Source organism: Micromonospora sp. WMMD1076 (assembly GCF_029581475.1).
Taxonomy (GTDB): domain Bacteria; phylum Actinomycetota; class Actinomycetes; order Mycobacteriales; family Micromonosporaceae; genus Micromonospora; species Micromonospora aurantiaca.
Genome location: NZ_CP120862.1, coordinates 304,261 through 317,613, shown reverse-complemented (window position 1 = coordinate 317,613; position 13,353 = coordinate 304,261). Strand labels below are relative to the sequence as shown.

12 protein-coding genes are annotated in these 13,353 nt (G+C 74.5%); 7 read left to right on the top strand and 5 right to left on the bottom strand.

Going from position 1 to position 13,353, the window contains the following annotated elements; translation table 11 throughout:
• Positions 1 to 5 precede the first annotated feature (5 nt).
• The 3 genes from O7622_RS01665 to O7622_RS01655 all read right to left on the bottom strand — a co-directional run bounded on the left by O7622_RS01665 (position 6) and on the right by O7622_RS01655 (position 3,107).
• Positions 6 to 884, bottom strand: coding sequence for an HAD-IB family hydrolase (locus O7622_RS01665; protein ID WP_282311541.1), 879 nt, complete (start codon positions 882 to 884; stop codon positions 6 to 8).
• A gap of 111 nt (positions 885 to 995) precedes the next feature.
• Positions 996 to 1,853 (bottom strand): DUF5667 domain-containing protein, encoded by an 858-nt coding sequence (locus O7622_RS01660; protein ID WP_282311540.1) that lies wholly within the window; start codon positions 1,851 to 1,853, stop codon positions 996 to 998.
• Positions 1,854 to 2,135: 282 nt separating this feature from the next.
• On the bottom strand, positions 2,136 to 3,107 hold the full coding sequence (locus O7622_RS01655; RefSeq protein WP_282311539.1) for an ECF subfamily RNA polymerase sigma factor, BldN family: 972 nt from the start codon (positions 3,105 to 3,107) through the stop codon (positions 2,136 to 2,138).
• A 495-nt stretch (positions 3,108 to 3,602) separates the two neighbouring features.
• On the opposite strand from O7622_RS01655, the gene O7622_RS01650 reads away from it, so the two are divergent.
• From O7622_RS01650 to O7622_RS01640, 3 genes are read left to right on the top strand one after another with little or no spacing between them, the layout of a single operon-like run.
• Positions 3,603 to 5,279, top strand: coding sequence for an AMP-binding protein (locus tag O7622_RS01650; RefSeq protein WP_282311538.1), 1,677 nt, complete (start codon positions 3,603 to 3,605; stop codon positions 5,277 to 5,279).
• Entirely contained in the window at positions 5,269 to 5,523 is a 255-nt protein-coding gene (locus tag O7622_RS01645) for a glutaredoxin family protein (RefSeq protein WP_013288752.1), read from the top strand. Before O7622_RS01650 ends, O7622_RS01645 begins: the two co-directional genes overlap by 11 nt.
• Positions 5,524 to 5,547: 24 nt before the next feature.
• A complete protein-coding gene (locus tag O7622_RS01640) occupies positions 5,548 to 6,189 on the top strand; it encodes an HAD hydrolase-like protein (protein ID WP_282311537.1) in 642 nt (213 codons plus the stop codon).
• 9 nt (positions 6,190 to 6,198) lie between these two features.
• Here O7622_RS01640 and O7622_RS01635 read toward each other — a convergent pair whose 3' ends face one another.
• Positions 6,199 to 6,855, bottom strand: a complete 657-nt coding sequence (locus O7622_RS01635) for a response regulator transcription factor (protein ID WP_282311536.1) — start codon at positions 6,853 to 6,855, stop codon at positions 6,199 to 6,201.
• Between the two features lie 102 nt (positions 6,856 to 6,957).
• A complete protein-coding gene (locus O7622_RS01630) occupies positions 6,958 to 8,262 on the bottom strand; it encodes a sensor histidine kinase (protein ID WP_282311535.1) in 1,305 nt (434 codons plus the stop codon).
• Positions 8,263 to 8,652: 390 nt separating this feature from the next.
• On the opposite strand from O7622_RS01630, the gene O7622_RS01625 reads away from it, so the two are divergent.
• The 4 genes from O7622_RS01625 to O7622_RS01610 are packed head-to-tail and all read left to right on the top strand — an operon-like array spanning position 8,653 to position 13,353.
• Positions 8,653 to 9,423 (top strand): redox-sensing transcriptional repressor Rex, encoded by a 771-nt coding sequence (locus O7622_RS01625; RefSeq protein ID WP_282311534.1) that lies wholly within the window; start codon positions 8,653 to 8,655, stop codon positions 9,421 to 9,423.
• A complete protein-coding gene (locus O7622_RS01620) occupies positions 9,420 to 10,793 on the top strand; it encodes a glutamyl-tRNA reductase (protein WP_282311533.1) in 1,374 nt (457 codons plus the stop codon). Before O7622_RS01625 ends, O7622_RS01620 begins: the two co-directional genes overlap by 4 nt.
• Entirely contained in the window at positions 10,790 to 11,776 is a 987-nt protein-coding gene (hemC, locus tag O7622_RS01615) for a hydroxymethylbilane synthase (protein WP_282311532.1), read from the top strand. The genes O7622_RS01620 and hemC overlap by 4 nt, the downstream gene beginning before the upstream one ends.
• On the top strand, positions 11,773 to 13,353 hold the full coding sequence (locus O7622_RS01610) for a uroporphyrinogen-III synthase (protein ID WP_282311531.1): 1,581 nt from the start codon (positions 11,773 to 11,775) through the stop codon (positions 13,351 to 13,353). The genes hemC and O7622_RS01610 overlap by 4 nt, the downstream gene beginning before the upstream one ends.

The window sequence follows — 13,353 nt, the reverse complement described above, 5'->3', positions numbered from 1 at the left end:
GCCGGTCAGGCGTCGCGGTGGCGGCGCCGGTGCAGCGCCAGGCCGGCAGTGACCGCGCCGGCGAGCAGCCCGGCGGCCGCGGTGGAGGGCACGGCGATGCGTACGGCCCGCCGCCCGGAGCGGAAGTCGCGCACGTCCCAGCCCCGCTCGCGGGCCTGCCGCAGCAGCGCCGGATCGGGGTTGACGGCGACCGCGCGGCCGACCGCGCAGAGCATCGGCAGGTCGTTCGCCGAGTCGCTGTAGGCGGCGCACCGGGCCAGGTCCAGCCCTTCCACGGCGGCGAGCTGGGTGACCGCCTCGGCCTTCGCCGGCCCGTGCATCAGGTCACCGACCAGCCGCCCGGTGTACGCGCCGTCGACCACCTCGGCCACAGTGCCGATCGCGCCGGTCAGGCCGAGCCGGGCCGCGATCACCCGGCCGATCTCCACCGGTGCGGCGCTGACCAGCCAGACCCGCTCGCCCGCGTCGAGGTGACGCTGGGCCAGGCGACGGGTGCCGGCCCAGATGCGCGGTGCCATCAGCTCGTCGAAGATCTCGTCGGTGAGGCGTTCCATGTCGTCGACCCGCCAGCCCTGGACGAAGGCGAGCGCGGCCTCCTTGGCCTGCGACATGTCGCCCGCGTGTTCGGTGGCGAGCAGCCGGAACCGGGCCTGCTGCCAGGCGAACCGGGCCAGGTCCCCGGTGGTGAAGTACTTCCGGGCGGCCAGCCCGCGGGCGAACCAGTAGATCGACGCGCCCTGCATCATCGTGTTGTCCACGTCGAAGAACGCGGCGGCGGCGGGGTCGGGCGTGACTGTGGTCGCCGGCGCCGAGGGGGTCTCCGACCAGCCCGCGGTGTGCCCGTGCGCGTCGGTGCTGACGGTCACCTTCCGGCTCCCGGCCACGGCGACCTCCCTGCCTCGACGACGCGTACGTGCTCCGAGTCGAGCGTATCCGGCACGGTGTGACGGCCGGGTGTCCGCCGGGCGAAGTGTGGCGCGGTAGGCGTCGACCGCTCAGCGGCCGGCCGGGCAGGTGGACGGAGCGGGCCCGAGCATGTCGCTGGCCTGCGGCGCGGGCAGCCCGCAGGCGATCGCCTCGCGGAGCGCGTCGGCGCGCTTGCCGGCCGCGTCGAGCAGGGACAGCGAGCGGCGGGTGCGGTCCCGGTCGGCGTGGTCGGGCCGGTCGAGCAGGCCGCTGACCACCCGGCGCTGGCCGGCGAGGAAGGTGTCCACCGCGTCCAGCGCCGTCGGGTCGGAGCGCTGTGCGGCGACAGTGGTCAGCAGGCGTACGCCCTGGCGGGTGTCCGCGTCCATGTCGTCCAGGACGGCACTGAAACCGAGCCGGTCGTCGCGCACCGAGGCGGCCTCGTCGAGCCGGGTGCGGGCGAAGTCGAGGAAGAGCTGCCCACGGCTGATGTCCGAGCTGGCGAGCGCGAGCTGGGCGCGCTCCGTGGAGCGCTTCATGCCGTACAGGGCGTCACCGGGCAGCGCGTTCTCGCTGGCGGCGGAGATGCCGGAGAGGGCGACCGCCCCGGCGGCCACGCCGACCAGGATCGCGCCCCGGGCCCGCGCCCGGCGGCCGGTGATGGCCGGTAGCAGCGCACCGCGTACGCCGGAGATGCCGGTCTTGTCCGGAGCGCCGACGCCCTCGCGGTCGGCGGTGGCCACGAGCATCGCCCGCAGGCCGGTACGGAACTCGGCGTCCACCTCGACGTCGGGCCGCTCGGCGGTGATCCGGCGGCTCACCTCGACGAGTGCGGTGAGTTCACCGTCCGCCTTGGACCGGACGTGGTGCCGGCGTCCGCCGTTGGCCTCGTCGAGGAGTTGCGCGAAGCGCTCGGCTCGCCGACGGGAGAAGAGGTCGCTGTCCACCGCGGCACCCCCTCTCGCTGGTCACGGCCGGGCGGCCGTCGTCGTCACCAGCGACCGGTGGCAGCGTGTGGCCCGGGCCGACCGGAACGGCCGACCTGACCCGCCGGACCGGGTGGCCCGGGGGACGCCGGGACAACCACTGGTCGCACCCGGAGAAACGGACCGCGCCGGTCGCCGGTTACGGCTGGGGCGGCGGCGAAATCACCGGGAGTGAGGGGCGGGTGGGGGTACGTCGGGCATGCGACACCGCCCGGCGAGCGTGCGCCGGCCGGGTCGGGACCGTCAGGAGTGGAAGCCGTCGGGCAGCAGCCGGGCCAGCGCCCGGACCGCCCGGTACTGCAGGGCCTTGATGGCGCCCTCGTTCTTGCCCATGGCGCGGGCCGTCTCGGCCACCGAGAAGCCCTGGAGGAACCGCAGGACGATGCACTCCTGCTGCTCCGGGTTGAGCTGCTTGACGGCGGTGAGCAGGGCGACGTTCGTGATGTGCTCCACCACCGCCGCCTCGGGGCTGCCCTCGGGGCCGCGGTCCTCCCGGTCGGCGTCCAGGACGTCACCGGTGGTGACCTCCAGCCGGTAGCGCCCGGACTTGAAGTGGTCGGCGACCAGGTTGCGGGCGATGGTGACCAGCCAGGCGCCGAGGTCGCGCCCCTGCCAGGTGAAGCTGCCGATCCGCTTGAGCGCCCGCAGGAACGTGTCGGAGGTGAGGTCCTCGGCGAGCTGGCGGTTGCCGACGCGGAAGTAGACGAACCGGAAGACGGTGTCGACGTACCTGTCGTAGATCAGCCCGAACGCCTCGGACTCGCCCGCCTGCGCGCGCTCGACCAGCGTCCACACCTCGGTGGCCGGGTCGGACGGGTCGGGGCGGCTGGGGAAGCCGGTGGCGGGCGCGGCGGCCGGCACGGCGGGCAGGACGGCGGTGTCACCGGTGGTCACCGCCGGCAGGACCGCTGTCTCGGCGGCGGACGGCTCGGCCCCGGTCGCCGCGTCGCCGCGTCGCGCCTGGGCCGGCATGGCCGGGCGGGCCGGGCTGCCCAGGCGGCCGGTCGCGGGCTTCGCGTTGCCGACCGGGGACGCGGGGCGGGGCGGTGCCTCGTTCGTGTGGTGCGCGCGGCTGCGGACGCGCCGCCCGTCACCGCGTACCGCGAGCTGGCCGTCGGCGCCCCGGGGGCCGGGGTCCGCGCGCTCGTTGAGCGGGTTGCGCTGGGCCGGGCCGGTGACGCCGGCCGGTCGTTCGGCGTAACCGAAGGTGGTCACCGCGCCTCCCCAGGCCGAGCGGACAGTGACCGCGCCGGAGGACCGGGTAACACCCGGTCGGGCACGGCCGGGTCGGGACGTGCCGGCGGGCGGCAGATCCCCTTGAGGTGCTGGTCCAATGCGCTCACGGGCACGGGGGCCTCCTCGGGCTGAGGGGTGTCGACTCACGGCAAATGGGGTGAGCCGACCCGAGTGATGATAGGGCCAACGTCACCCACGCGTGGCAAGTCCGTTACACAGAGCGGAAGTATTTCCCGCCAGGTCGCACACATGGCGGACCGGTTGTCCGTCGCGTGTGGTTGACTTTCGCGCCGGAACCTGGTCCGCAATGGAAAGTCCTGGTCGGAGCCGATTTTCTTTTCGCTCGGCGTGTCGCGGCAGCGGTGCGGCCCGGTCGCTTCCGGCTGTCCGCCCGGGTACCGGCGGAGATCCTCATCCCGTGGCTAGGAATCCCACCCTACGGCAATTGCAGTCCCGTGCGGCGGACCCGGCGCCGTGTCCGGGCATGGCCTGTCGGGCACCGCTGTGCCAGACTCAGCCACCGTGCAGGACGCCGCCGAAAGCTCCGCGCCGAACCTCGCCGACCGGCTCCGCCACGCCGCCACGCAGCGGGGCGACCGGGCCGCGCTGCACTGGCGCGACCGGACGCTGACCTGGTCCGAGCTGGACGACGCGGTCACCGCCACCGCCCGCGCGCTGCTCGCCGACGCGCCGCCGGCCGACCGAACCGGCCACCCGCCCCGGGTGGCGATCGCGTTCGGCAACACCCCCGACTTCGTGGTCACCTGCCTCGCCGCGCTCCGGGCCGGCCTGGTGGCCGTACCTGTCAACCCCACGCTGACCGCCCGCGAGCTGCGGCACGTCCTCGCCGACTCCGGCGCCGCCGTGCTCGTCGGCGCGCCCGAGGTGACCGGCCGCGTGGACCCGGCCGAACTGCCCGAGCTGCGTGCCGTGCACACCGCTCCGCCGGCGGCCGGCGACGACACCCCGCCCCGGTTCCCGGCCCGTTCCGGCGACGACCTCGCCGTCCTGCTCTACACCTCCGGCACCGAGGGCCGGCCCAAGGGCGCGATGCTGCCGCACCGGGCGCTCGCCGCCAACCACGACCAGGTCGACCGCATCGAACCGCCTGTGGTCGGCCCCGGCGACGTCGTGCTGCTCGCCCTTCCGCTGTTCCACGCGTACGGGCTGAACTCCGCACTCGGTGCCGTCGTGCGGCACGGCGCGACAGGTGTGCTCGTCGACGAGCCTGGCCCGGCCGGTGCGCTGGACGACATCGCCCGGCACCGCGTCACAGTGCTCGTCGGCGTACCGTCGATGTTCCTGACCTGGGCCGAGGCGGAGCGTGACCCAGCCGCGGCGCTCGCCTCGGTACGCGTCGCGGTGTGCGGCGCGGCGCCGCTGCCGCTCGCGGCCGGCGCGCGCTTCACCGAGCTGACCGGGCATCCGGTGCACGTCGGCTACGGGCTCACCGAGACCGCGCCCGTGCTCACCTCGACGCTCGTCGGCGGCGAGCCGAAACCGGGTTCGATCGGCCGCCCGCTGCCCGGCGTCGGGCTGCGCCTGGTCGGGTCCGACGGCACCGAGCTGTGGCGCGACGGGGTGCCGGCCGACGCCCCCGACGAGGACGAGATGGATCTCTCCGACGAGCCGACCGGCACCGACCCCGGCCAGATCGTGGTACGCGGCCCGAACCTGTTCGCCGGTTACTGGCCGGACGGGCGGGGCGGGCCGGACCCGGACGGCTGGTGGCCCACCGGCGACGTGGCGTACGCCGACGGCGACGGTGACCTGTTCCTGGTCGACCGGCTCGGCGAGCTGATCCTGGTCAACGGCTTCAACGTCTACCCGCACGAGGTGGAGCTGGTGCTCCGGGCGCACCCCGGCGTGGCCGAGTCGGCGGTCCTCGGTGTGCCGCACCCGCGGACCGGCGAGACTGTGCGGGCGTACGTGGTCCGGGCGGCCGGTCCGCCGGTGACGGCGGAGGACCTGCTCGCCCACTGCGCGCGTAACCTGGCCCGGTTCAAGTGCCCGACCGCCGTCGAGTTCGTCGACAGCCTGCCGTACTCGGCGATCGGGAAGGTACGCAAGACCGAGCTGCGCCCGGCGCCCGCGGTGCCGTCGCCGGCCTCGCCGACCGAGATCCGCACGGAGGTATCCGATGTCCAGTGACCCGAGGCTCATCCTGATCACCCGGCCCGGCTGCCACCTGTGCGACGACGCGAAGGCCGCGCTCGACCGGGTGGTGGCGGTCACCGGCGACCGCTGGGTGGAGCGCGACGTCACAGGCGACCTGGAGATGGAGCGCGACTACGGCGACCGGCTGCCTGTGGTGCTGCTCGACGGCAAGGAGCACGGCTACTGGCGGGTCGAGGAGGACCGGCTGCTGCGCGATCTGACCACGCCGCAGCTCTAGCACTATGGTGCTCGGGTGACGGGTATGCGACGCCACCTCGTGTGGGACTGGAACGGAACGCTCCTCGACGACCTCGACCTGGTGGTCCAGGCCACGAACGTCGCCTTCGCCAGCGCCGGCGGGCCGGCGGTCACCGCCGCCGAGCACCGGGTCCGGTTCCGGCGGCCGATCGCCGACTACTACGCCGAGATGCTCGGCCGGGCCGTGGACGCCGAGGCGTTCGGAACGCTCGACCGGGTCTTCCACGACGCGTACCGGGCCGGGCTGACCACCTGCGCCCTGGCCGCCGACGCCACCACCGCGATCGAGTCCTGGAAGGGCAGCCAGTCGCTGCTGTCCATGTGGTTCCACGACGAGCTGGTGCCGACCGTGCACACGTACGGGCTGACCCCGCACTTCCGCCGGGTGGACGGGCTGCGCGCCACGGTCGGCGGCGGGCACAAGGCCGAGTGGCTGGAGAAGCACCTGGCGGAGCTGGGGCTGGGCGGGCACGAGGTGGTGCTGATCGGTGACTCGCTCGACGACGCCGACGCGGCCGCCTCGGTCGGCGCCCGCTGCGTCCTCTACACCGGCGGCCTGTCCGACCCGGACCGGCTGCGCGGCAGCGGCCACCCGGCCGCCGACACGCTCACCGAGGCGGTGACGCTGGCCCGCACGCTCGCCTGACCGGCCCGGTCAGGCGCGCAGGTGGGTCAGGACGGCCAGCACGCGGCGGTGGTGGGTGGTCGCGTCCGGGGGCAGGCCGAGCTTGGTGAAGATGTTGCGGACGTGCTTCTCGACCGCACCGTCGCTCACCACGAGCGCGCGGGCGACGGCGGTGTTCGAGCGGCCCTCGGCCATCAGCGCCAGCACCTCGCGCTCGCGCGGGGTCAGCGACGCCAGCGGGTCGTCGCGCCGCCGCCGGACCAGCAACTGGCTGATCACCTCCGGGTCGAGCACGGTTCCGCCGGCCGCCACCCGGGCCAGGCCGTCGAGGAACTCGTCGATCGCGGCGACCCGGTCCTTGAGCAGGTAGCCGATCCCGCCGCCGCCCCCGCCCGCGGTGTCCAGCAGGTCGTCGGCGTACGACACCTCGACGTACTGGGACAGCACCAGGATCGGTGTGCCCGGCGCCCGGCGGCGGGCCTCCACCGCGGCGCGCAGTCCCTCGTCGGTGTGTGACGGCGGCATCCGCACGTCCACCACCGACACGTCGGGCCGGTGCGCCACCACCGCCTCGACCAGCGCCTCACCGTCACCGACGGCCGCCACCACCTCGTGCCCGTACTCGGTCAGCAGCCGGACCAGCCCCTCCCGGAGCAGTACGGCGTCGTCCGCGATCACCACCCGCATGGGTCCGGTGTCTATCACGCCCGGACCCGGTGGCCGCCCGGCGGCCCGGACGCCGGGCGCGCCGCGCCACCGCGCGACGGCCCGGAGTGCGGGCGAACCGGGTCACCTCGGCAGTTCGGCGTGGATCCGGGTCGGGCCGCCGGCCGGGCTGGCCACCTCCAGGGTGCCGCCCGCCGCCCGGACCCGGTCGGCGATGCCGCTGAGCCCGTGCCCCTTGGCCAGGTGCGCGCCGCCGGTCCCGTCGTCGGTGACGGTGATCTCCAGCCGGCCCACCTTCCGGGTTACCTCCACCCGGCAGGTGTTCGCCCGGCTGTGCTTCGAGACGTTCGTCAGGGCCTCGGCCACCACGAAGTACGCGGTGCTCTCCAGTCCCGGGTCGAGCCGCCCGGCGGCGGTGCCCAGGTCGTCGTCCACGGTCAGCTCGGTGGGCACCAGGGCGCGGGCCGCGAGTGCGGCGAGCGCGCTGGGCAGGCCCCGGTCGACCAGGATCGGCGGCGCGATGCCCCGGGACAGAGCACGCAGCTCGTCCAGCGTCTCCCGGGTCTGCGCGACCGCCTCGTCGAGCGTCTGCCGGGCCGCCTCCGGGTCGGCGGCGAGCTGGTGGCGGGCCCGGCCGAGGTCCATGGCGAGCCGGACCAGCCGCTGCTGCGGGCCGTCGTGGATGTCGCGCTCCAGCCGGCGCAGCGCGACCGCCTCGGCCGAGGCGGCGGCCCGCTTCTGCTCCTCCAGCGTGACGATCCGCTGCCGCATCTCGGCCACGCCGGTGAGCAGCGAGTACGCCAGCCCGGCCTGGAGCCGGGCGCACCCGCGCGCCACCAGCGGGAGGGTGAACAGGGCGAACAGCCCGATCGCGGTGTTCAGGGCGATCCGCGCGCCGGGGCCGTCGCCCATCCCGAGGAGCTGGCTCAGGTCCTGGTCGTCCGCGCCGCGCGGGATGGCCCAGTCGTACGCGATGTAGAGGGTGCCGCCGAGGGCCAGCACCCACCAGACCACGAGCAGCACGAACGTGGGCACCGCCACGAGCAGCCGGACGAAGGCGTGCAGCAGGTCGAGCCACGACTGCGCGTCCCGGATCGGGGTGAACACCCGGCGCCAGAAGCCGGCACCCGGCTCCGGCCGGCGGTAGACCGGGCGTACCCGGGGCCGGTCCTGCACCCCGGCGAGCCGGAGCCGCTCGATGTCGGCCAGCCCACGGGCCGCGTAGAGGAAGCCGGCGAGGATCGGCAGGCCGAGCGTGGTCACCAGCAGCCCGGCGCTGAGTGAGATCCCCACCACTGCCAGCACGAAGCTGACGATCGCCAGCGGGAAGCCCACGAGTACGTAGGTGGTGTCGCGGGCGAGGCGGCGCAGGAGCCCGCGGACGGGGGACAGGGGAGTGGGCGCGGTGGCGAGTGGTGCGGCGGTCATGATTCGAGGCTATGGGTGCGCGCCCCGCCGACCCATCCCGCACGCTGGCCTGTTCGGGGTGGGGTTCTCCCTACTCGAAAACGTGAGACTGGCCTCGCCACGCCGGTCACGGAGCGCTACGAGACCCGCGCGATTGGTCGGGGAAGTCTGGATTGAGCAATAATCGCCATGCGCCGCCGAGAGACGCGGTTGATCGATCTTGCGGGAATGGAGGGGCAGGTGAAGGCGCGTCGCGAGCTTTCAAGATCGCGATTTGTGCACCCCTTCACAAACACCTACTCTGTAGTTCCGACGCGCCCTGCTAGCACAGCCGGCAATCTCGGTCGCCAGCGGGAGTCCCGAAACGACCGGCCCCCGTCGCTGGTCGAGGATCGCACCGCACGGAGTCTCATGAGCCAGCACCGTCAACCAGGCGCGCCCGGTCGCACCGGTGCCGTACCGGCGCTTCCGGACCTGCCCGAGGCGACCGTGTCCCGGCTCCCGGAATACCTGCGTGCGCTGCACGCACTCGCCGACGCCGGGCACGAGACGGTGTCCAGCGAGGGCCTCGCCAACGCCGCCGGCGTGAACTCCGCGAAGCTCCGCAAGGACCTGTCCCACCTCGGCTCGTACGGCACCCGTGGCGTCGGCTACGACGTGGCGCTGCTGGTCGACCAGATCTCCTCGGTGCTCGGGCTCACCCAGTGCCGGACCGTCGCGCTCGTCGGCGTGGGTAATCTCGGTCACGCCCTGGCCGGCTACGACGGCTTCGCCAACCGCGGATTCCGCATCGCCGCGCTGGTCGACGCCGACCGGTCCCGCGTCGGCGAAGTGATCAACGGCCTGGTCGTACGGCACGTCGACGAGCTGCCCCAGATCGTCGCCGAGGAGTCGATCTCGATCGGCGTCATCGCCACCCCCGCCCCGGCCGCCCAGGCGGTCGCCGACCAGTTGGTCGCCGTCGGCGTGACGAGCATCCTCAACTTCGCGCCCTGCGTACTCTCGGTTCCGGACGGGGTCGACGTGCGCAAGGTCGACCTCGCCATCGAGCTGCAGATCCTGTCCTTCCACGAGCACCGCAAGGCATCGCTGACCGCGCTCCCCGCCACCGGCGGGTCCGCCCTCACCGCCCTGCCCGGCGGACTCGCGGCAACCGAAACCCAGGAGGCGATCGGCACGTGAAACTGCTCGTCGTCGGCGCGTCCTACCGCACCGCCCCGGTCGCCACCCTGGAACAGCTGGCCGTCCCGCCCGCCGACCTCACCCGCACGCTGGACCGCCTGATCGCCCAGCCGTACGTCGCCGAGACCGTCCTGCTCTCCACCTGCAACCGGGTGGAGGTCTACGCCGCCGTCTCCGGGTTCCACGGCGGACTCGGTGACATCTGCGCGGTCCTGGCCGACCAGGCCGGCTGCCAGCCCGCGGCGCTCGCCCCGCACCTCTACGTGCACTACGACGCCGCCGCCGTGGACCACGTCTTCCGGGTGGCCGCCGGGCTCGACTCGATGGTGGTGGGCGAGGCGCAGATCCTCGGCCAGCTCCGCGACGCGTACCACTCCGCCGGTGGCGCCGACTCCGCCGGGCGGCTGCTGCACGAACTGATGCAGCAGGCGCTGCGGGTCGGCAAGCGCGCGCACGCCGAGACCAACATCGACCGGGCCGGGCAGAGCGTCGTCACCGCCGCCCTCGACCTCGCCGCCGACCTGCTCGACGGCGACCTGGCCGGCCGGCCCGCCATGGTGGTCGGCGCCGGCGCGATGGGCTCGCTGGGCGTGGCCACGCTGTCCCGGCTGGGCGCCGGCCCGCTCACCGTGACCAACCGGGGCGCCGCCCGTGCCGTCCGGCTCGCCGAGTCGTACGGCGCGTCCGCCGTGCCGATGACCGAGCTGATCACCGCGCTCGCCGACGTCGACGTCGTGGTCGCCGCCACCGCCGCCACCGAGCCGGTGCTCACCCGCGACGTGGTGACCCGGGCGCTGGCCCGCCGGGACGCCGACCGCGGCCCGCTGGTCCTGCTCGACCTGGCCGTCCCGCGCGACGTCGAGCCCGGCGTCGCCGAGCTGCCCGGCGTCGAGGTGATCGACATCGACCGGATGGCCGCCGTCCTCGCCGACGGACCGGCCACGGCCGACGCCGCCGAGGTGGCCCGGATCGTGACCGGCGAGGTCGAGTCGTTCCTGAACTGGCTGCGCGGCGCCGACGTCGCACCGACGGTGGCCGCCCTGCGCGGCCGTGCCGAGGACGTCGTCACCGCCGAGCTGCGCCGGCTCGGCCAGCGCCGCCCCGACCTCAGCGACGACCAGCGCGCCGAGGTCGCCCGCACCGTGCACCGGGTCGTGCAGCGGCTGCTGCACCAGCCGACCGTACGGGTGCGCCAGCTCGCCGCCGAGCCCGGCGGCGACCAGTACGCGGCGCTGCTGCGCCAACTGTTCGACCTGGACGTCCCGCAGACCTCCCCGGTCGACACCGTCCCCGACGTGGTCGTCACCGACCTCGACGGCCGGCCGTCGTTCGACGCCGCCGACGTCCCGCCCACCGGAGGTGCGCGATGACCGCCCTCCTTCGCCTCGGTACCCGGGGCAGCGCCCTGGCGATGGCCCAGTCCGGCCACGTCGCCGAGGCCCTCACCGCGGCCACCGGCCGCCCGGTCGAGCTGGTCGAGGTGGTGACCGCCGGCGACAGGTCCACCGCCCCGGTGCAGCGGCTCGGCGTCGGCGTGTTCGTCTCCGCGCTGCGCGACGCGCTGACCGCTGGCGAGATCGACTTCGCGGTCCACTCGTACAAGGACCTGCCCACCGCGGCGGCGCCCGGCCTGCACGTCGCGGCCGTACCGCCCCGGCAGGATCCGCGTGACGCGCTGGTGGCCACGAACGGGCGTACGCTCGCCGAGCTGCCGCCCGGCGCCCGCGTCGGCACCGGTGCGCTGCGCCGGATCGCCCAGTTGCACGCGCTGGGCATGCAGTTGGAGGTCACCCCGATCCGGGGCAACGTCGACACCCGGCTCGGCCGCGTGCTCGGCCCGGACGCCGACCTCGACGCCGTCGTGCTGGCCCGCGCCGGGCTCAACCGGATCGGCCGTGCCGACGTCATCACCGAGACGCTCGACCCGATGCTCATGCTGCCCGCGCCCGCCCAGGGTGCGCTGGCCGTCGAGTGCCGGGCCGACGACCAGGACGTGGTCGAGCTGCTCGCGCTGCTCGACCACGCACCGTCACGTGCCGCGATCACCGCGGAACGGGCGCTGCTGGCCACCCTGGAGGCAGGGTGCAGCGCACCCGTGGCCGCGTACGCCGTCCTCGCCGAAGGCGAGCCCACCGACGAGGGCGACGTCAATCAGGAGATCTACCTGCGCGGTGCGGTGATCAGCCCGGACGGTACCCGTGACCTCCGGCTGTCCCGCACCGGAACGCCCGCCGACGCGGCGGAGATCGGCAAGGCACTCGCCGCCGAACTCCTCGAACTCGGCGCCGACTCGATCCTCGGCCAGGACGCACAGGCCGGCCCGGGGACCCAGCAACTTGGGAGCACAGAATGACCCGCACCCGTAAGCCCGTAGGCCAGATCGCATTCGTCGGGGCCGGTCCCGGCGACCCGGGCCTGCTGACCCGCCGGGCGCTGGACGCCCTGGTGGAGGCCGACCAGGTGGTCTACGACCGGGGCGTACCCGAGTCGCTCCTGGCGCACGTCCGCGCCCAGGCCCGGCCGGACGCCGAGTTCAGCCCCGCCGAGGGCGTGCCGGGGGACGTGGCGAAGGTGCTGATCTCCGCGGCCCGGTCCGGGCAGAACGCCGTGCACCTGGTCGCCGGTGACCCGTTCGGCCACGACTCGGTGGTCAAGGAGGTGCAGGCGGTCGCGCGTACCGCCGCGCACTTCGAGGTGGTGCCGGGCGTCGGCCAGGCCGAGGGCGTGGCCACGTACGCGGGTGTCCCGCTGCCGGGGGTCCGCACCGCCGCCGACGTCGAGGACGTCACAGCGCTGGACTTCGAGGCGCTCGCCACCGCCGTCGGGCGGGGTTCGCTGGCGCTCGCCGTGGACGCCGGTGACCTGGCCGCCGTCCGGGACGGCCTGCTGGCCGCCGGGGTCGACGGGACCACAGCGGTCGGGGTGACCGGCGACGGCACCGGCGAGACGCAGTACACCACCACGTCGAGTGTCGACTCCTTCGTCGCGGCGGCGCTCGGCTTCACCGGCCGGGTGGTGCTCACCGTCGGCGCGGCCGTCACCGACCGCGACAAGCTGAGCTGGTGGGAGAACCGCCCGCTGTACGGCTGGAAGGTGCTGGTGCCCCGCACCAAGGAGCAGGCCGGCGTGATGAGCGCGCGGCTGCGCGCGTACGGGGCGATCCCGTGCGAGGTGCCGACCATCGCGGTCGAGCCGCCGCGTACCCCGGCGCAGATGGAGCGGGCGGTCAAGGGCCTGGTCGACGGCCGGTACGCCTGGGTGATCTTCACGTCGGTGAACGCGGTCCGGGCGGTGTGGGAGAAGTTCGCCGAGCACGGCCTCGACGCCCGCCACTTCGGCGGCGTGAAGATCGCCTGCATCGGTGACGCCACCGCCGAGGCGGTCCGTGCCTTCGGTATCCAGCCCGAGCTGATCCCCGCCGGGGAGCAGTCCTCCGAGGGCCTGCTGGCCGAGTTCTCGCCGCACGACGAGATCCTCGACCCGGTCGGCCGGGTGCTGCTGCCGCGCGCCGACATCGCCACCGAGACCCTGGCCGCCGGCCTGACCGAGCGGGGCTGGGAGGTCGACGACGTGACCGCGTACCGGACCGTGCGCGCGGCGCCGCCGCCCGCCGAGATCCGCGACGCGATCAAGTCCGGCGGGTTCGACGCGGTGCTGTTCACCTCGTCGTCCACGGTGCGGAACCTCGTCGGTATCGCCGGGAAGCCGCACGCGCGGACCGTTGTTGCAGTGATCGGGCCCAAGACGGCGGAGACCGCCTCCGAGTTCGGCCTGCGCGTCGACGTGCAGCCGCCGCACGCCTCGGTGCCCGACCTGGTGGAGGCGCTCGCCGCCTACGCCGTCGAGCTGCGGGAGAAGCTCGCCGCCATGCCGGCGAAGCAGCGCCGGGGCTCGAAGGTGCAGGGCCCGACCGCCCTGCGGTTCCGCTGA

What these genes read in the sequence shown, in the direction of transcription:
- O7622_RS01645 (WP_013288752.1), top strand. Translation starts at nt 5,269, where the DNA reads ATGTCCAGTGACCCGAGGCTCATCCTGATCACCCGGCCCGGCTGCCAC.
- O7622_RS01640 (WP_282311537.1), top strand. Translation starts at nt 5,548, where the DNA reads ATGCGACGCCACCTCGTGTGGGACTGGAACGGAACGCTCCTCGACGAC.
- O7622_RS01635 (WP_282311536.1), bottom strand. Translation starts at nt 6,855, where the DNA reads ATGCGGGTGGTGATCGCGGACGACGCCGTACTGCTCCGGGAGGGGCTG.
- O7622_RS01630 (WP_282311535.1), bottom strand. Translation starts at nt 8,262, where the DNA reads ATGACCGCCGCACCACTCGCCACCGCGCCCACTCCCCTGTCCCCCGTC.
- O7622_RS01625 (WP_282311534.1), top strand. Translation starts at nt 8,653, where the DNA reads ATGAGCCAGCACCGTCAACCAGGCGCGCCCGGTCGCACCGGTGCCGTA.
- hemC (WP_282311532.1), top strand. Translation starts at nt 10,790, where the DNA reads ATGACCGCCCTCCTTCGCCTCGGTACCCGGGGCAGCGCCCTGGCGATG.
- O7622_RS01610 (WP_282311531.1), top strand. Translation starts at nt 11,773, where the DNA reads ATGACCCGCACCCGTAAGCCCGTAGGCCAGATCGCATTCGTCGGGGCC.